Consider the following 16,118-nt stretch of genomic DNA (forward strand, 5'->3'; position numbering starts at 1 on the left):
CGTTAAATCAACCAAGTATCTACATTGGAGGGTGCGCGCTTCTCTTGCAGCCCTTTGAAGCCTTTAACGCAGCGAATGATCAACCAAACGGCTAACGGTAGCATTAGCAGGAAACCGAGCAGAACCGGGGTTAAGAGCAAGCAAACGAGCCCGTATACCAAACCTATCCAAAACGTACGAATCTGATAGCGGTAATGCTCGTCCAGCCACACAGGGCCTTTGCCTTTATAGACGTAGGCGATAACCACACCAATAATCGATGTAAAGCCAAGGATAAAACTGGCCAGATAGAGCGCATAAATAACCATGGCCATGGTCGTATCGGGCTGCTGCTGCTCTTCGCTGATGACATTGCCTTCAAGTGGGGAATCAGTTTCCTTTTCAAGCATAACGTTTCCTTTCGATCAATCTGTATAGATGCTGAAGTGGGTGATGATGCCGAGTACACATCAGTGCGCGCTGTTTAAGCGCGGCACATGATACCTTGATTCATTAGACTTAGCATTAACGCGAAGAGGGGCGGCAAATCTCTAGCAGATTGCCGTCCGGGTCACGCAGGTAGATGGATTCAATCGGGCCAGTGGCGCCTTGGCGAGCGACGGGGCCTAGCTCTACGTCAATCGCCAGCGCGTCTAAATGCTGCTTGAACTCGTTCAGCGGCAGTTGGCAACGCAGGCACAAATCCAGGCTGCCAGGCGTAGGCGTTGCTGAAATGGGGGCAATGTCAGTATCTGTTTGATGCAGGCGTAGTGCCGTATCCCCGAGCATCAAATCGACCCGCTGAGCATCGCGATAGCGTACGTCTAAGCCCAAAACCCGCGAGTAAAAATCCACTGCACGACTAATGTCGGTCACGGTAACAACAAGATGATCCAGACCTGATAGCATGCCACCTTCCTTAATACATTACGTTAAGCCAGAGAATACAATGATGCGCCGATGTCCGCTCTGCGCTGAATCCACGATTGCGCTCTACCACCGGGATCGGCGTCGTGACTACTACCAGTGTGCCACGTGCAAGCTGGTATTTGTCCCCCCTGAGCAGCATTTGAGTGCTGCTGAAGAAAAGGCTGAATACGATAAGCATCAAAACTCGCCGCATGATACGGGATATCGACGCTTTTTAGGGCGTTTATTTACCCCGCTATTAGCCAAGCTCTCACCCCAAGCTCGCGGTCTTGATTTTGGTTCAGGGCCGGGGCCGACGCTGTCGGTTATGTTTGCCGAGCAGGGGCATCTGATGACTATTTACGACCTTTTTTACGCCCCCGATGCCTCCGTTTTGACACAAATATATGATTTTATCACCGCCACAGAGGTTGTTGAGCACTTGGCGCAGCCCGGCAAGGTGCTTACGCAGTTGGTGGCTCAGCTGGCGCCAGGTGGTTATCTGGGCTTAATGACCAAACGCGTTACTTCGCCGGAAGCGTTTGCCCGCTGGCACTATATTAGCGATCCTACCCATATCAGCTTTTTTAGTGAGGAGTCCTTTCGTTGGTGGGCACAAAAGAATAGTTTAGTAGTGGAATTTCCTGGGCCAGACACGGTTATTCTACACAAAACGCTATCGTGAATAATTGTAACGTTAGAAAAGCATTGACTTTGCCCGCTTGAGGGCAATAATTGCGCGCCGCTATCCCGGCCTGACTCGATGTGCCAGGTGAGATGACGGTTTCTGTGGACACGCTTAGTAGCGTTTTTACGCCTGTTTTCAGCCCTTTGTTTCACCACTTTTAGGCAAGACGAGGTTTTCATGTCGCGGCAACTGCTAGCCATGGCGCTGGCGCCCCTGTTAGGGCTCTTCATTCTCGGGATTGGCAACGGTTTTCTCGCCACCTTAATTACCGTGCGCCTGGATGCTGCCGGTGAGTCCGCCACGGTCATCGGTATTGTGTCGTCCGCTTATTTTATCGGCTTAGCTCTAGGCGCAATGGTGAACGATCGCCTGTTGCTGCGCATTGGCCATATTCGCGCCTACGGCAGTTTTGCCTCATTAGTCGCCGTCACGGTGTTGCTTCAGGGTTTGTTCTTTGACCCCTGGGCCTGGTTTGTACTCCGCCTGATCGGCGGCTGGGCCACGGTTGGGGTTTATCTGGTTATCGAGAGCTGGCTGTTAACGTCAGGCGACCAGAAGGTTCGCGGCCGCCTGCTGGCGCTATATATGATTTCGCTATATGCCGCCGGTGTGTTGGGTCAACTGCTGCTGGGTGTGACCAACGCTATGGGGGTAACCGCGCCCTTTATGGTGATTGGGCTACTGGCCTCGCTCTCAGTGCTGCCCATGGCAATGATTCCCCGGGTATCACCGATTATGGAGCACGCCGAGCCGCTTCCCCCGCACCGTTTGATCACGCTGACGCCTACCGGCGTGATGGGCAGCTTAGGCTCCGGGATGGTGGTAGCCGCGGCGTATACTCTGTTGCCGCTTTATCTGCAGCGCATTGGTATGAGTGTCAGCCAGGTGGGGCAGATGATGGCGGTAGTGATTATGGGGGCAATGCTGCTGCAGTACCCGATTGGGCGCTGGTCTGATCGCCATGACCGACAGATGGTACTGATCGGCATTAGCGGTTTTTGTGTACTCATCTCGGCGGCGATGCTCTGGCTACCGCTCTCTACGCCGCTGCTGGCACTGCTGCTGTTCTTGCTTGGCGGTGGGGTATTTGCCCTCTACCCGGTGGCGGTGAGTCACGCCGCTGACCGCGCCCCAGCAGGGGCACTGGTGCGCATGAGCCAGGGTCTGCTGCTGATCAACTCGATTGGCGCCACCATCAGCCCCCTTATGATCTCCCCGGTGATGACCGCCATGGGTGATGCGGGTCTGTTCTGGGCTTTCGGCTCCCTCAGCCTCTTTTTCTTAATGTTTTTCTCCTGGCGGCGTAGCGTGCGCCCAGCGCCGGTGCCCGTGGCGCCCTTTACACCCACTACACCCATGACCGCTGCCGGTGCTGAGCTGGTGGTCACCGAAGAGTTGATTCAGGGGGCGCTGGAGCACGAGCACTTGGAGGATTTATCCGATGCCGTATGGGATGTGGATGCGGCCGAGCCGGTGGTAGGGCCGCCCGCGGAAGATGAAAGCCATATCACTTACTATGATGATGTGGAACAAGTAAATAAGCGAAATTAAAACGCAGCAGAGACGTTGGTGGTAGTGGGTGATACCTTGGGCTAATGGTGTAGGTGAGAGAGTATTACTACTATCTAGGGCATACTTTCAAACAATTGTTTAATTTTTCAGCCCGAGGTTCGCCATGAATGTTTACGCTGCACCGGTACGCGATATGCGCTTTGTGCTCGAAGAGCTACTAGCGCACCGCTCGCTCAGCCTGCCGGGCTTTGAAGAGGCCACGCCCGACTTGGTCGAGGCGGTACTCGAAGAGGCCGCAAAGCTGGCCGGTGACGTCTGGGGGCCGCTTAATAAAGTTGGCGATCAACAAGGCGCCAAGCGCCACACCGACGGCAGCGTGACCACGCCGGAGGGCTTCGCGGCAGCTTACCAGGCGTATGTAGAAGGTGGCTGGAACGGTATTGGCGTGTCAGAGGCTCTAGGTGGCCAGAACCTACCGGAAGTGGTTGCCAGCGCGGTGCAGGAAATGCTTCATGGTGCCAATATGGCGCTGGGGCTCTGCCCCATGCTGACTGCCGGCGCCATTGAAGCATTGGCCCACCACGGCAACGATGCACTCAAAGCGACTTACTTGCCCAAGCTGGTGGAAGGCACCTGGACGGGCACCATGAACCTGACCGAATCTCAAGCGGGGTCGGATCTCTCCCAAGTGCGCACCCGCGCCGTGCCTGAAAATGATTACTACCGCATCAGCGGCCAGAAGATCTATATCACCTGGGGCGAACACGACGCCGCCGAAAACATTATTCATCTTGTGCTAGCCCGCAAGCCCGATGCGCCGGAAGGCAACAAAGGTATTTCCCTGTTTCTGGTGCCCAAGTTCCTGGTCAATGAAGACGGCTCCCTGGGTGAGCGCAACGATGTCACCTGTGCCTCTATTGAGCATAAGCTGGGCATTCACGGCTCACCGACGTGCACCCTGAGCTTTGGCGAAAAGGACGGCGCCATTGGCTACTTGGTCGGCGAAGAGGGGCGTGGCCTGAACCATATGTTCACCATGATGAACGAGGCGCGTCACAAAGTCGGCATCCAGGGCATTGGTGTGGCTGAGCGCGCCTGCCAGCACGCTTTTGCCTATGCGTTGGAGCGTCGCCAAGGGCGCTCTCCCAAAACCCGTGGCGGCGCCGAGTGCAGTATCAGTGATCACTTGGACGTGCGCCGTATGCTGCTCTCCATGCGCTCGCGCACCGATGCACTGCGTGCGTTGGCGCTCTACTGCGCTGCTGAGTTGGACACTGCCCGCCACGCGGAAAATGATGATGCCCGCCAAACTGCCCAGGCCCGTGCGGATATTTTGATTCCAGTGATTAAAAGCTTCTCTACCGATCAGGCAGTGGATATCGCCTCCATGGGCATTCAGGTGCATGGCGGCATGGGCTATGTGGAGGAGACCGGCGCTGCCCAACTGCTGCGCGATGCACGCATTGCGCCGATTTACGAAGGCACTAACGGTATTCAGGCGCTCGATCTGGCGGGTCGTAAACTCCAGCGAGACAACGGCGAAGCGCTCACCGTGCTGCTGCATGACGTTGCTGCTACCGTGGAGCAGCTCAACGCCGACCCTGCCCTGAAAGCGTTGGGCAGTGGTTTGGCCGCAGGGCTTGAAGATCTAAAAGTTGCCCAAGCGCTGGTGCTTGAGCAAGGTCGCGACCCTGAAATCGGCCCAGACGCAGTGCAGGCTTACGCTACGCCGTTCCTTAACTTGACGGGCCATGTGCTGTGCGCCTGGCAGATGGGCCAGGCGGCGCTTAGCGCCCAGGCAGCCCTTAACAACGGCAGCGATGATCCCTTCTATACTGCCAAAATGCGCAGCGCCGAATTTGCAATTACTCAATGGCTGCCGGTAGGCCGCGCCCAGCGTGCGGTGATAGAGGCGGGCATGCAGTGTTTAAGCGATTTTGAGGTTCATTAACGCTAATGTTTAGCTTCGCGCCGCCGCCCTCTGGGGCGGCGGTGCTGTTTCTGCCCTGTCAAAACAGTTATTTAAAACAATCATTTAAAACGATCTCTTAAAGCCAACGCTTTCAATAACATTAACAAAACTCAGGAGCCGACCATGACCGCTATCTTTGAGCAGGGCTTGCCCCAAACCGTTGCCAACCACGTGCCGCTTTCCCCGCTGACTTTTATCGAGCGCTCGGCGTCGATCTACCCTGACTACCCTGCGATTGTCCATGGCAGCACGCGGCGTACCTGGGGAGAGACCTGGTCACGCTGCCGTCAGCTTGCCTCGGCGCTCGAAAAGCGCGGTATTCAGCCGGGCCAAACCGTGGCGGCGATGCTGCCCAACATTCCCGCCATGTTTGAGGCGCATTTCGGCGTACCGCTCGCAGGCTGTGTATTGAATACCTTGAATATTCGCCTGGATGCCGAAGCGATCAGCTATATGCTGGAGCATGGCGAGGCCAAAGCGATTTTGGTCGACCCTGAATTTGCCGACGTTATTCAGCAAGCAGTGGCCAAGCTTAAACACAAGCCGCTGATTATTGATGTGGCTGATAGTGAGTTTCTTGGCGAGACTCAGGGCATTGGTGAAATTGAGTACGAGGCGCTGCTTAACGAGGGCAATGCTGACTTCGCCTATCAACTGCCTGCCGATGAGTGGGATGCGATCTCGCTGAACTACACCTCCGGCACCACCGGCAAGCCCAAAGGTGTGGTTTACCACCACCGCGGCGCTTATCTCAACGCGGTGAGCAATATTATGGAGTGGGCGATGCCTCACCATCCCATCTATCTCTGGACACTGCCGATGTTCCACTGCAACGGCTGGTGCTTCCCCTGGACGATTGCCGCCAACGCCGGAGTGAATGTCTGCCTTCGCCGCGTTGATCCCAAAAAGATCATGCAGTTGATCGCCGATGAAAAGGTCACCCACTTCAGCGGGGCGCCGATTATTCTTAATGGCCTGGTGAATCTGCCCGCTGAAGAGAAACGTGAGTTCGATCACCCGGTAAAAGTGACAACCGCCGGTGCTGCGCCGCCAGCCTCAGTGATTTCTGGGGTCGAAAAGCTAGGCATTGAGGTCACCCACGTATACGGCCTGACCGAAGTATACGGCCCGGTAACCGTATGCGCCTGGCGTGAAGCGTGGGATGAGTTGCCGCTGGAAGCACGTGCCAAAATCAAAGCCCGTCAGGGGGTGCGCTACCACATGCTTGAAGCGCTGTGCGTGGCAGATCCTCTCACTATGGAGCCAGTGCCCAAGGATGGACAAACCATGGGTGAAATACTCATGCGCGGCAATAACGTTATGAAGGGCTATTTAAAGAACCCCGAAGCCACCGAGCAGGCGCTGGAGGGCGGCTGGTACCACACCGGCGACTTGGCGGTTTGGCATCCGGATGGCTATATCGAGATTAAAGATCGCTCCAAAGACATCATCATCTCCGGAGGTGAAAATATCTCCACCATAGAAGTGGAAGACGCTATTTACGGTCATCCTGCCGTTGAAGAGGCGGCGGTCGTGGCCAAGCCCGACGAAAAGTGGGGGGAGACACCCTGTGCCTTTGTGAAGCTCAAAGTGGGGTACGGTGAAGTCACCGAGGCCGATATTATCGCCCACTGCCGCGCACATCTGGCGGGCTACAAAGTGCCCAAGACGGTCATTTTCAGCGAGCTACCGAAAACCTCAACGGGCAAGATCCAAAAATTCGTACTGCGTGAAGAAGCTAAGCAGCATTGATAATTCACTAAGGAGAGCGTGCATGAGCGATCAAAAAATTGGCGTTGTAGGGGCAGGCACCATGGGGCAAGGGATTGCCCAGGTCATCATCGCCAGTGGCTTTGATGTCTGCCTTTACGATGTTGCTGAGGAGCAGTTAAGCCGTGCCGAGGAAAGTATCAACAAAGGCTTGGGCAAGCTGGTCGCGAAAGAGAAGCTCAGTGAGGCGGATAAGCACGCTGCCATGGCACGTCTTTCCACCACCACCACGCTGGGTGACCTGAGTAAGTACACGGTCATTATCGAAGCTGCCCCCGAACAGCCCGAACTCAAAAAGAAGCTGTTTCGTGATCTAAGCCAGTTGAGCAGCACCGCTATTCTGGCTTCCAACACCTCGTCGCTGTCGCTTACCCGCCTAGCGGCGGTGTGCGAACACCCCGAGCGAGTGGTGGGTATGCACTTCTTTAATCCGGTGCCGGTGCTCAAACTGGTGGAAGTCATCCGCGCCGAACAGACCTCGGACGCCACTGTTGCCGAGATTGAAGCCCTTGCGAAGGCGCTGGGTAAAACCGCCGTGCCGGTAGGCGACGCCCCGGGTTTTGCAGTGAATCGTTTGCTGGTACCGATGATCAACGAGGCGGCTTTTATCGTTCAAGAGGGCACCGCGACACCCGAGGCGATTGATAACGCCATGAAACTCGGCGCGGCTCACCCCATGGGGCCGTTGGCGCTGGCGGATTTGATCGGCCTGGACGTCTGTCTGGCGATTATGGAAGTGCTCCAAGAGGGCTTTGGTGAGCCCAAATATCGCCCCTGCCCCTTGCTTAAGCGTATGGTCGCCGCGGGCTATCTTGGCCGCAAAACCGGTCGCGGTTTCTACAATTACGACTAGCTTTTGCAGAGCAGGATAGTGCGGCGATAAGAAGTTATTGCCACTCAACCAAGCGTTCGCTAGGGTTGGTTGGTGTTTACGTTAATGTGCAATAACAAATCAAATAAGGAGTCCGCCATGAGCGAAGCAGTGATCGAGAAGGTTGATAACGATGGGGTGGTACGCTTGACCATCAATCGTCCTAAAGCGCTGAATGCCCTGAACAGCGAAGTGCTCGCCGCGCTGGAAGCGCAGCTGGTAGAGCTTGAGTCCCACCCCACGCTACGCGGCGTAGTGATTACCGGCGCGGGCGAGAAATCCTTCGTGGCGGGTGCCGATATCACCGAAATGCGTGACAAAACACCTGAAGAGGCGCGAGCCTTCGCCAGCCAGGCGCTACGCACCATTAAACGCCTAGAGACACTGCCCGTGCCGGTGGTCGCGCTGGTGAACGGGTTTTGCCTTGGCGGCGGCTGCGAACTGGCGTTGGCCTGCGACTGGGCGGTAGCCAGTGACAACGCCGTATTTGGGCAACCGGAAGTCTTGCTGGGCGTTATCCCTGGCTTTGGCGGCACCCAGCGCCTGCCGCGCCGCGTGGGCCCTGCTATGGCGATTGATCTGGTCACCACCGGGCGCAAAATCGACGCCCAAGAGGCGCTACGTATCGGCTTGGTGAACCGGGTGATGCCGCAAGCAGAGTTAGAAAACTACGTTGAAGAGTTAACCAAGCAGCTCAAAGGCAACGGTCCGCAGTCGGTGCGTGGCGCTAAGCAGGCGGTTCACGATGGTATGGATCAAGACCTGGACAGTGCACTGGCGCTGGAAACCAGCCTGTTCGCTTTCTGCTTTGCCGGTGACGAGCAGAAAGAGGGCATGGCGGCCTTTGTCGAGAAGCGTAAAGCCAACTTCTAAAATCAGGCTTCTAAGCCTTCATTCGTTCCGGTTTTACTTATTTAGGGGGTGGCGCTTGCGTCACCCCCGTTTTATGCTCAAAACCTAACCATCATCTTCAAGAGAGTCGCCAATATGCAATGGGCCGCCTTTATCCTCGCCGCGCTGGGTTTTGCCTATCTTCCTGGGCCTGCGATGCTGTATACCGCAGCGCAAACCCTGGGGCGCGGCCGACGGGCAGGATGGTTAGCGGTGATGGGTGTACATATGGGCTGCTATGTTCATGTGATAGCCGCCGCGCTGGGCTTGGCGCTGCTGTTTGCAGCGATTCCGCCTGCCTATATCGCCATGAAAATCATCGGTGGGCTCTATCTACTCTGGATGGGGCTGCGGCTATGGCAGCAGGGCATCCTCGCCCATGGCGATGAGGTACCGCTGGCCACCACTAAACGCGTGCTACGCGATAGCTTTCTGGTGGAAGTACTCAACCCTAAAACCGCGCTCTTCTTCGTCGCTTTTCTACCCCAATTTGTGCAGCCCGAGAGCGCGATGCCGGTAGCCTGGCAACTGCTTTGGCTGGGTATTGCTACCAATCTACTGTTCTCCTCTGCGGATGTCGTGGTGGTGCTACTTGCAAGCCCGCTTCGGGCGTGGCTACAAAAGTCCCAAGGCTCATCTCGCCTCATTCAGCGCATAGGCGGTAGTGTATTGATGGGATTAGGCGGTAACACGCTGGCTCAAGCGGCGCGTTAAAGATGCCTGCCCATATAGGCGAATTGTGTATCCTCATATTAAGGAGCGTTGCATGTTTGAGTTGTATATTGCCAACAAGAATTACTCATCTTGGTCGCTGCGCCCTTGGGTGCTGATGAAAGCACTGGAGATTCCGTTTAATGAGCATCTAATGCCCTTTGAAGGGGGCACTGGTGCAAGCCACGACACCTTTATTCGCTTTTCACCCTCAGGCTTAGTGCCGTGTTTAGTGGATGACGATCTGGCGGTATGGGACTCCCTGGCGATAGTGGAGTATCTGGCCGAACAGCACACTAACGTTTGGCCGGGGGATAAGAGCGCACGTGCCTGGGCACGCTCTGCAACCGCAGAGATGCACAGCGGCTTTGGGGCGCTGCGTGACGAGTGTCCAATGAATTGCGGTGTACGGGTGGCATTGGATAGCGTATCGGCCAAACTCAAAGCGGATGTGGCGCGCTTGGATATACTTTGGCAGCAGGGGCTGGAGCGTTTTGGCGGGCCGTTTTTAGCGGGCAAGCACTTTACTGCGGTCGATGCGTTTTATGCGCCCGTGGCGTTTCGCGTGCAGACATTTAACTTATCGCTCAGCGACGCATCCCAAGCGTATGTTGAACACCTATTAGCGCTGCCCGCTATGAAAGCGTGGTATCAAGCGGCGCTTGAAGAGCCATGGCGTGAGTCCATGCACGAAGCCGATACGCTGACAAATGGCACCCTTACTGCCGATTACCGTGCGTCTTAACCTGGTACTGATGCCAAGATATACCGATAGCCCGCTGTGGATGCTCTGGCAATTCACCAGGAGCATCCTGCATCGGGTACACTGACAAAATTTTCGTTTGGAAATCTCCATGGCTCTTAGTGCAACGCCCTATAAAGTTGATATTAATCTGACCGATCTGGATCGCGGGGTGTATGAAACGCTGCGCTTTACCGTGGCTCGCCACCCGTCAGAAACCGAAGAGCGCATGACCGCGCGCTTGCTCGCTTATGTGCTGTGGTATAGCGAGACCCTCGCCTTTGGGCGTGGGCTTTCTGATGTTGACGAACCGGCACTGTGGGAGAAAAGCCTGGACGGGCGTCTACTGCACTGGATTGAAGTCGGTCTGCCGGATGCTGAACGCATTACCTGGTGCTCACGGCGGGCTGAGCGCGTTTCACTGCTCGCCTATGGCCGGGTAGACCTATGGGAGAGCAAAGTGCTGCCCAGCGTGGCATCGCTGAAGAATGTCCATGTGGCGGGACTGCCCCAAGAGGCTCTGGCGACCATCGCGAAAGATCTGCCCCGGGCGATTAACTGGGCGGTAATGATTAGCGAAGGATCGCTGTTTATTACTGATGAAAACGGTCAGCACGAAATTACCCCGCAGTGGCTGCTGCGCGACAGGTAGTGATTCAACTAAGCCATTAGCCTACCAACCTCCGTCTAATCGACTACGCTATAAATCTAAGCAAATGACAGCAGAAGGGTGGCCTACGAGCTACCCTTTGATTTTAGTGACTTAGCTCTTTTCTGCAGAAGACAGTAAAAGTATGCTTGCTATCTTTTTGCACAATTACATACAATCAACAATGTTTGTTGATGTCCTTCACAAAGTGGCCTCAAAAACACAGTCTTAAAAACGCTCCCTAGGAAAATCTCAAGGAACGAGTAATGAAAGCAATTACCCCTCTACGATGGCAGCTGCTCCCGCTAGTGGCTGTCATAAGCCTGATGTCAACGCTCGTGCAGGCCAGCGATAGCGTCCTCTCTGTTAAGCACGAAAATGATGGTATGGCCAGCAGTGATGATGGCCACTTTACCAGCGGTTTTGAGCTCAACTGGGCGTTTGAACCAGAAGCGCAAAGTTGGACACAGCGTTTGGCCACTGCTTTGCCCGATAGCCTCATCGGCAACGCTGATATGGCAGCTTTCCGGCTTGTGCATCAAATCTACACACCCAACAATATTGAACAGCGTGGGTTGATTGAAGATGATCGCCCCTACGCAGGTCTCGTTTACGGCGGTATGTCGCTCTATGAAGATGTGCCTAGAGGGAACTGGCGCCAGGCGACTGACCTGCACCTGGATATTGGCTTGGTAGGCCCCTCATCACTGGCCGATAGTATTCAGCGTGAAGTGCACCGTGTCACTGAAAGCGACCGACCCAATGGGTGGGATAACCAGCTTGGCGATGAAGCCATCGTCAACCTCGCCATGCGCCGCCAGTGGTGGAATAGCACCCCCTTGATTGGCAAACAGTTTGCCCATGGCCCCAGTGTCGGTGCCGCGTTGGGTAACCTCTACACCTACGCAAGCGCTGGGTATAGCGTACGTTGGGGGGATGAGGCGGCTGGTATTCCGACGTTGACACCCAACCCGGGTAGCCGCCACTACATGGTCGGTAAAGAGGGGTGGCAGTGGTACCTGTTTGCTAGCGTAGACGGATATTATATGGCGCAAAACCTGACGCTGGATGGCAATACGTTTAGAAACAGCCACTCGGTTGATCGTAAAGAGTGGGTAGGTGATGTCTCCGCGGGTCTGGCGCTGGCCTGGGAGGATTGGCAGGTCACTTACGCTGTTGTGCAGCGCTCTCGTGAATTCGACGGGCAAGAAGAGCAAGATAAGTTTGGCTCTATCTCGCTATCCAAACGCTTCTAAAACGGTTCGGTTAGTCACGCGCGCCCTACGGGAAAGGAGTATTGCTTATGGCTGACAAGTATCCTCATACCCCGGATGGGCGCTACTTTGTCGCCAAAAATCGGCTTTGGCGCTGCACTGACCCGCGCTTAGGTGAAGATGAAAAGCGCACCCATATCAAAGCATTGATGAAAGCCCGTCGGGCGGTTAGAACAGCCCAACAGCAAGACGATGAAGACGCACTTCGCCAGGCCCGCAACGCGGTGCAAAGCGCTAAAGAAGCACTTGGTGAGCGTGGCCCCGTATGGTGGGATGATAACGCCCCCGATGAAGGTGGCCTTGCGCCCCATAACAGTTCCTATGCCCAGTGGTGGGAGAGCCAGCACTAACTCCCCAATGACTTATACAACTGATCCAGTCCTGCTAGCCTAAATGTTGAAATATGTGATGTTTACATAACGTTGGCGTTTAAGGGAGTAAGGGCAGATGGAAATGTATTTTTTTAATGGTTGGGGAAATTTACTGCGCGTTATTATTGTTGGGGTACTGGCTTATGCTGCCCTCGTTGTTTTCTTGCGAATATCGGGTAATCGCACGCTTTCGAAGATGAACGCCTTCGATTTAATTGTCACGGTGGCGCTGGGTTCCACATTGGCCACGGTTCTCTTATCTAAAGATGTAGCATTAGCAGAGGGCGCTGTGGCGATGGCCCTGCTGATCTCTCTTCAGTTCATCATTACTTGGTTCAGTGTAAGAACCGCTTGGGTACGTCGGTTAGTGACGGGCGAGCCACTGATGCTGCTTTATCGTGGGGAATTTATTACCACATCCATGCAAAAAGCACGGGTTACTCAGGATGAAGTTCAGTCGGCTATTCGCGGTAGTGGTATTGCTGATGTGATGGCAGTTGAAGCCGTGGTGCTGGAAACGGATGGTTCCATTAGTGTCATTAAGCCGAATGCAGAGAGCTACCATTCGAGTTTAGAGGGGGTTCGTAGATCCCGCTGAAGCCAATACACAGTGTATATTTCTAAGTAATATTAATTTCCCCGTTCACGTTTGCACCTGGCGGTGGTATTCTTCGCCACTGTTAATTTTAAGGACGCAACGTGAATATCAAAGCTGATCTTTCCATTATCGATATCATCGGCCATCTGATTGTTTGGGTGATACTCAGTATCATTACCTTAGGGGTAGCGCTCTTTTTCTTTCCCTACTCGTTTTCGCGGTTTGTGATTAACCGTACCTCGGTCGTGGATGAGGCTGGCGTCGAGCGAAAAATGGTCTGCGATATCAACATTTTTAGCAATATAGGCCATATAATTTTGTGGATGCTGATTTCGTTAGTGACCCTGGGACTGGGATATATTTTTTACGTTTATCGGGTATGGAATTACGCGTTAAATAACTCGCGGGTTAAATAGTTTTACCCTGTCACCTGAGAGTGACCAAGAGCCTATGCTTAAACAGCCAGCATAGGCTCTTTTTTTGGCGGCTTAATCACCGTCAGTCAGTTTATCCTGCGTTTTGAGCTCGAAGTCGCTGGCATCGTGACGTTCGTGCAACTGCTCATGGGGCTCTCCAAAGGTGCGGTTGACCATGCGGCCGCGCTTAACGGCGGGGCGCTCATCGATCTCTTCCGTCCAGCGTAGAACATTCTTATAAGTGTGGGCTTCCAAGAATTCAGCCGCTTCGTAGACGCGGTTTTTCACCAGCGCGCCATACCAGGGGTGAATCGCCATATCCGCAATGGTGTACTCATCGCCTGCCATAAAACGGTTTTCCGCCAAGTGGCGGTCAAGCACATCGAGCTGGCGCTTGACTTCCATGGTGTAGCGGTCAATCGGATACTGGTATTTCTCTGGCGCGTAGGCATAAAAGTGACCAAAGCCGCCGCCTAGCATCGGTGCGCTGCCCATTTGCCAGAACAGCCAGGAGAGGCACTCGGTGCGTTTTGCCGGGTCGCTGGGTAAGAAAGCGTCAAATTTTTCAGCCAAATAGAGCAGGATTGCGCCAGACTCAAACACCCGTTGTGGGGGAGTGGTTGAGTGATCCATCAGCGCCGGAATTTTGGAGTTGGGATTCACCTCGACGAAGCCACTGCTGAACTGATCGCCTTCGCCAATTTGGATCAGATAAGCGTCGTATTCGGCACCTGCTACGCCTTTCTCCAACAGCTCTTCAAGCATCACGGTGACTTTGACCCCGTTGGGCGTGGCCAGGGAGTAGAGCTGAAGAGGGTGTTTGCCTACCGGCAGCGCTTTGTCATGGGTAGGGCCTGCGATGGGGCGATTGATATTGGCAAATTTACCGCCGTTGCCAGGTTCCCACTTCCAAACACGCGGGGGGGTATAGGTATTGTCGCTCATTCGTTTCCTCGCTATAAATAGTTTATCGATGATGTTGCGGCTATTATGGGTGGCAGATGGTGATTAGCTTGGTAATAAAGTAGCTCATTTCTTCAGAGGTGACGGATGCGTGTTATTGGTGTGCTGGGCGGCATGAGCTGGGAGTCGACCCAAGGCTATTACCGAGCCCTAAACGAGGGCGTAAAAGCAGCGCTAGGCGGCTTTCATTCGGCTAAGATCGTGCTGGTTAGCGTCGACTTTGCCGAAATTGAAGCGCTGCAACAGCAGGGCGATTGGCACGCCGCTGGTGAGCTACTGGGCAACGCTGCCCAAAGCGTTGAGCGCGCGGGCGCCGACTGCCTGCTGATTGCCACCAATACCATGCATAAAGTGGCGCCCGCTATTGAGCAGGCGATTACGATTCCGCTACTGCATATTGCCGATACCACCGCTGAACAGCTTACCGCTGACGGAATCACTCGTGTTGGCCTATTGGGAACGCGCTTTACCATGGAGCAGGACTTTTATATCGGCCGCTTGGAAAAGCAGTTCGGTATTGAGGTCGTGGTGCCCGATCAGTCAGAGCGCGACACTATTCATCGGGTGATCTTTGATGAACTCTGCCAGGGGCGAGTAGAAGATGTGTCGCGGCAGCGCTACCTGGCCATCATTGATTCCCTGCATGCTCAAGGAGCCCAGGCGGTGATTTTAGGCTGTACTGAAATCGCTATGCTGGTGAACCAGCGTAATACCACAGTACCTCTTTACGACACCACCGCTCTGCATGCCCAGAGAGCGGTGGCGTGGGCACTAAATGATTAATTTAGGTAACGACACTTAGACCAGTGTCAGGGTGACATTAATATTGCCGCGGGTGGCGTTGGAGTAGGGGCAGACAACATGAGCTTTCTCGACCAACTGCTGGGCAACGTCTTGCTCAAGGCCGGGCAGACTGATTTTTAGTTCGACTTCGATACCAAAGCCGGTAGGAATGGCGCCGATACCTACGTGACCATCAATCTTCGTATCCTGAGGAAGCTTTACTTTCTCCTGACCAGCGACATGCTTAAGCGCGCCTAAAAAGCAGGCTGAGTAGCCGGCAGCAAACAGCTGCTCTGGGTTGGTGCCATCACCGCCTGAGCCACCCAGCTCCTTTGGCGTGCTGAGTTTAACATCCAGCGCGCCATCGGACGATTTGGCTTGGCCTTCACGGCCGCCGGTAGCGGTGGCGTGGGCACGATAAACAACGTTTTCAATAGTGGTCGTCATTCTGTATCTCCTGTCAGTGTTTTCATTATGAACCTGCGCCATTAACTTAGCGCAGCTTTATTTTGCGCGCAATATAAATGGCAAATAAATCTCAATGCCCTGCGCCAGCAAGCGAAGGCTATTGATTCTTTTGCAGGCTATCGCGTAGCCGCACCAAGTCCTCTTTCAGCATGGTCAGTGCCTCAATCGACTGCTCGCTGGCATGCACCACACAGCTGGGAATATGGCACGCCTGTTCGCGCAGTGCTTTGCCTTTCTCAGTGAGGTACAGCTCTACCACCCGCTCATCTTCGTGGCTGCGCTTGCGATTCAACAACTGATCGGCTTCAAGGCGCTTAAGCAGAGGCGTCAGTGAGCCTGGATCGGTTAGTAGGCGCTTACTGAGTGTGCCTACTGTGATGCCATCGTTTTGCCACAATACCAACATGGCAAGGTATTGCGGGTAAGTAAGCCCCAACTTTTTGAGCAGAGGTTTATACACTTTGGTCATCATCAACGAGGTTGAATAGAGCGCAAAGCAAAGCTGGTGATCGAGCTCTAATTCGCTACAAGATGGTTGCACAAGTATGGGT

19 protein-coding genes are annotated in these 16,118 nt (G+C 54.5%); 14 read left to right on the forward strand and 5 right to left on the reverse strand.

What is annotated here, in order from left to right; genetic code table 11:
- Window positions 1-2 precede the first annotated feature (2 nt).
- Window positions 3-389: a DUF4870 family protein gene (locus OM794_RS05710; protein ID WP_226248469.1), complete on the reverse strand. Its 387-nt coding sequence runs from the start codon at window positions 387-389 to the stop codon at window positions 3-5.
- Between the two features lie 115 nt (window positions 390-504).
- Window positions 505-888, reverse strand: coding sequence for a VOC family protein (locus tag OM794_RS05715; protein ID WP_088701016.1), 384 nt, complete (start codon window positions 886-888; stop codon window positions 505-507).
- A gap of 40 nt (window positions 889-928) precedes the next feature.
- Between OM794_RS05715 and OM794_RS05720 the strand changes: the two genes are divergently transcribed.
- The 13 genes from OM794_RS05720 to OM794_RS05780 all read left to right on the forward strand — a co-directional run bounded on the left by OM794_RS05720 (window position 929) and on the right by OM794_RS05780 (window position 13,353).
- The gene (locus tag OM794_RS05720) at window positions 929-1,573 is read left to right on the forward strand and encodes a class I SAM-dependent methyltransferase (RefSeq protein WP_226248471.1); all 645 of its coding nucleotides are present in this window, start codon (window positions 929-931) and stop codon (window positions 1,571-1,573) included.
- A gap of 180 nt (window positions 1,574-1,753) precedes the next feature.
- Window positions 1,754-3,127 carry an MFS transporter gene (locus OM794_RS05725; RefSeq protein WP_226248473.1) on the forward strand — a complete coding sequence of 458 codons (1,374 nt, stop codon included), beginning with the start codon at window positions 1,754-1,756 and terminating at the stop codon, window positions 3,125-3,127.
- 124 nt (window positions 3,128-3,251) lie between these two features.
- Window positions 3,252-5,039: an acyl-CoA dehydrogenase gene (locus tag OM794_RS05730; RefSeq protein ID WP_226248476.1), complete on the forward strand. Its 1,788-nt coding sequence runs from the start codon at window positions 3,252-3,254 to the stop codon at window positions 5,037-5,039.
- 144 nt (window positions 5,040-5,183) lie between these two features.
- Entirely contained in the window at window positions 5,184-6,812 is a 1,629-nt protein-coding gene (locus OM794_RS05735) for an acyl-CoA synthetase (protein ID WP_226248478.1), read from the forward strand.
- A 22-nt stretch (window positions 6,813-6,834) separates the two neighbouring features.
- Window positions 6,835-7,683 carry a 3-hydroxybutyryl-CoA dehydrogenase gene (locus tag OM794_RS05740; RefSeq protein WP_226248480.1) on the forward strand — a complete coding sequence of 283 codons (849 nt, stop codon included), beginning with the start codon at window positions 6,835-6,837 and terminating at the stop codon, window positions 7,681-7,683.
- Between the two features lie 117 nt (window positions 7,684-7,800).
- The gene (locus OM794_RS05745; protein ID WP_226248482.1) at window positions 7,801-8,574 is read left to right on the forward strand and encodes an enoyl-CoA hydratase/isomerase family protein; all 774 of its coding nucleotides are present in this window, start codon (window positions 7,801-7,803) and stop codon (window positions 8,572-8,574) included.
- 114 nt (window positions 8,575-8,688) lie between these two features.
- A complete protein-coding gene (locus tag OM794_RS05750) occupies window positions 8,689-9,306 on the forward strand; it encodes a LysE family translocator (RefSeq protein WP_226248485.1) in 618 nt (205 codons plus the stop codon).
- Between the two features lie 52 nt (window positions 9,307-9,358).
- Entirely contained in the window at window positions 9,359-10,048 is a 690-nt protein-coding gene (locus OM794_RS05755; protein WP_226248486.1) for a glutathione S-transferase family protein, read from the forward strand.
- Window positions 10,049-10,157: 109 nt separating this feature from the next.
- A complete protein-coding gene (locus OM794_RS05760) occupies window positions 10,158-10,697 on the forward strand; it encodes a YaeQ family protein (RefSeq protein ID WP_088701025.1) in 540 nt (179 codons plus the stop codon).
- Window positions 10,698-10,960: 263 nt separating this feature from the next.
- Window positions 10,961-11,950 (forward strand): lipid A deacylase LpxR family protein, encoded by a 990-nt coding sequence (locus OM794_RS05765; protein WP_226248488.1) that lies wholly within the window; start codon window positions 10,961-10,963, stop codon window positions 11,948-11,950.
- A 47-nt stretch (window positions 11,951-11,997) separates the two neighbouring features.
- Window positions 11,998-12,318: a hypothetical protein gene (locus OM794_RS05770; RefSeq protein WP_226248489.1), complete on the forward strand. Its 321-nt coding sequence runs from the start codon at window positions 11,998-12,000 to the stop codon at window positions 12,316-12,318.
- Between the two features lie 97 nt (window positions 12,319-12,415).
- Window positions 12,416-12,937 carry a DUF421 domain-containing protein gene (locus OM794_RS05775; RefSeq protein WP_265154343.1) on the forward strand — a complete coding sequence of 174 codons (522 nt, stop codon included), beginning with the start codon at window positions 12,416-12,418 and terminating at the stop codon, window positions 12,935-12,937.
- A gap of 101 nt (window positions 12,938-13,038) precedes the next feature.
- A complete protein-coding gene (locus tag OM794_RS05780) occupies window positions 13,039-13,353 on the forward strand; it encodes a DUF6693 family protein (RefSeq protein ID WP_226248491.1) in 315 nt (104 codons plus the stop codon).
- 72 nt (window positions 13,354-13,425) lie between these two features.
- Here OM794_RS05780 and yghU read toward each other — a convergent pair whose 3' ends face one another.
- Entirely contained in the window at window positions 13,426-14,298 is an 873-nt protein-coding gene (gene yghU / locus OM794_RS05785) for a glutathione-dependent disulfide-bond oxidoreductase (RefSeq protein WP_226248493.1), read from the reverse strand.
- A gap of 105 nt (window positions 14,299-14,403) precedes the next feature.
- Between yghU and OM794_RS05790 the strand changes: the two genes are divergently transcribed.
- Window positions 14,404-15,099 carry an aspartate/glutamate racemase family protein gene (locus OM794_RS05790; protein WP_226248494.1) on the forward strand — a complete coding sequence of 232 codons (696 nt, stop codon included), beginning with the start codon at window positions 14,404-14,406 and terminating at the stop codon, window positions 15,097-15,099.
- Window positions 15,100-15,114: 15 nt separating this feature from the next.
- On the opposite strand, the gene OM794_RS05795 is transcribed toward OM794_RS05790, so the two are convergent.
- Together OM794_RS05795 and OM794_RS05800 are read right to left on the reverse strand one after the other, a co-directional pair.
- Entirely contained in the window at window positions 15,115-15,546 is a 432-nt protein-coding gene (locus OM794_RS05795; RefSeq protein WP_226248496.1) for an organic hydroperoxide resistance protein, read from the reverse strand.
- 118 nt (window positions 15,547-15,664) lie between these two features.
- Window positions 15,665-16,108, reverse strand: coding sequence for a MarR family winged helix-turn-helix transcriptional regulator (locus OM794_RS05800; RefSeq protein WP_088701032.1), 444 nt, complete (start codon window positions 16,106-16,108; stop codon window positions 15,665-15,667).
- Window positions 16,109-16,118: the final 10 nt, after the last annotated feature.

Source organism: Halomonas sp. BDJS001 (assembly GCF_026104355.1).
Classification (GTDB): domain Bacteria; phylum Pseudomonadota; class Gammaproteobacteria; order Pseudomonadales; family Halomonadaceae; genus Vreelandella.

Bases quoted from the DNA above. Each gene is read 5' to 3' on its own strand.
- OM794_RS05790 (WP_226248494.1), top strand. From the start codon at position 14,404: ATGCGTGTTATTGGTGTGCTGGGCGGCATGAGCTGGGAGTCGACCCAA.
- OM794_RS05760 (WP_088701025.1), top strand. From the start codon at position 10,158: ATGGCTCTTAGTGCAACGCCCTATAAAGTTGATATTAATCTGACCGAT.
- OM794_RS05755 (WP_226248486.1), top strand. From the start codon at position 9,359: ATGTTTGAGTTGTATATTGCCAACAAGAATTACTCATCTTGGTCGCTG.
- OM794_RS05740 (WP_226248480.1), top strand. From the start codon at position 6,835: ATGAGCGATCAAAAAATTGGCGTTGTAGGGGCAGGCACCATGGGGCAA.
- yghU (WP_226248493.1), bottom strand. From the start codon at position 14,298: ATGAGCGACAATACCTATACCCCCCCGCGTGTTTGGAAGTGGGAACCT.
- OM794_RS05730 (WP_226248476.1), top strand. From the start codon at position 3,252: ATGAATGTTTACGCTGCACCGGTACGCGATATGCGCTTTGTGCTCGAA.
- OM794_RS05750 (WP_226248485.1), top strand. From the start codon at position 8,689: ATGCAATGGGCCGCCTTTATCCTCGCCGCGCTGGGTTTTGCCTATCTT.
- OM794_RS05725 (WP_226248473.1), top strand. From the start codon at position 1,754: ATGTCGCGGCAACTGCTAGCCATGGCGCTGGCGCCCCTGTTAGGGCTC.
- OM794_RS05720 (WP_226248471.1), top strand. From the start codon at position 929: ATGATGCGCCGATGTCCGCTCTGCGCTGAATCCACGATTGCGCTCTAC.
- OM794_RS05735 (WP_226248478.1), top strand. From the start codon at position 5,184: ATGACCGCTATCTTTGAGCAGGGCTTGCCCCAAACCGTTGCCAACCAC.
- OM794_RS05715 (WP_088701016.1), bottom strand. From the start codon at position 888: ATGCTATCAGGTCTGGATCATCTTGTTGTTACCGTGACCGACATTAGT.
- OM794_RS05710 (WP_226248469.1), bottom strand. From the start codon at position 389: ATGCTTGAAAAGGAAACTGATTCCCCACTTGAAGGCAATGTCATCAGC.
- OM794_RS05765 (WP_226248488.1), top strand. From the start codon at position 10,961: ATGAAAGCAATTACCCCTCTACGATGGCAGCTGCTCCCGCTAGTGGCT.
- OM794_RS05770 (WP_226248489.1), top strand. From the start codon at position 11,998: ATGGCTGACAAGTATCCTCATACCCCGGATGGGCGCTACTTTGTCGCC.
- OM794_RS05795 (WP_226248496.1), bottom strand. From the start codon at position 15,546: ATGACGACCACTATTGAAAACGTTGTTTATCGTGCCCACGCCACCGCT.
- OM794_RS05775 (WP_265154343.1), top strand. From the start codon at position 12,416: ATGGAAATGTATTTTTTTAATGGTTGGGGAAATTTACTGCGCGTTATT.
- OM794_RS05745 (WP_226248482.1), top strand. From the start codon at position 7,801: ATGAGCGAAGCAGTGATCGAGAAGGTTGATAACGATGGGGTGGTACGC.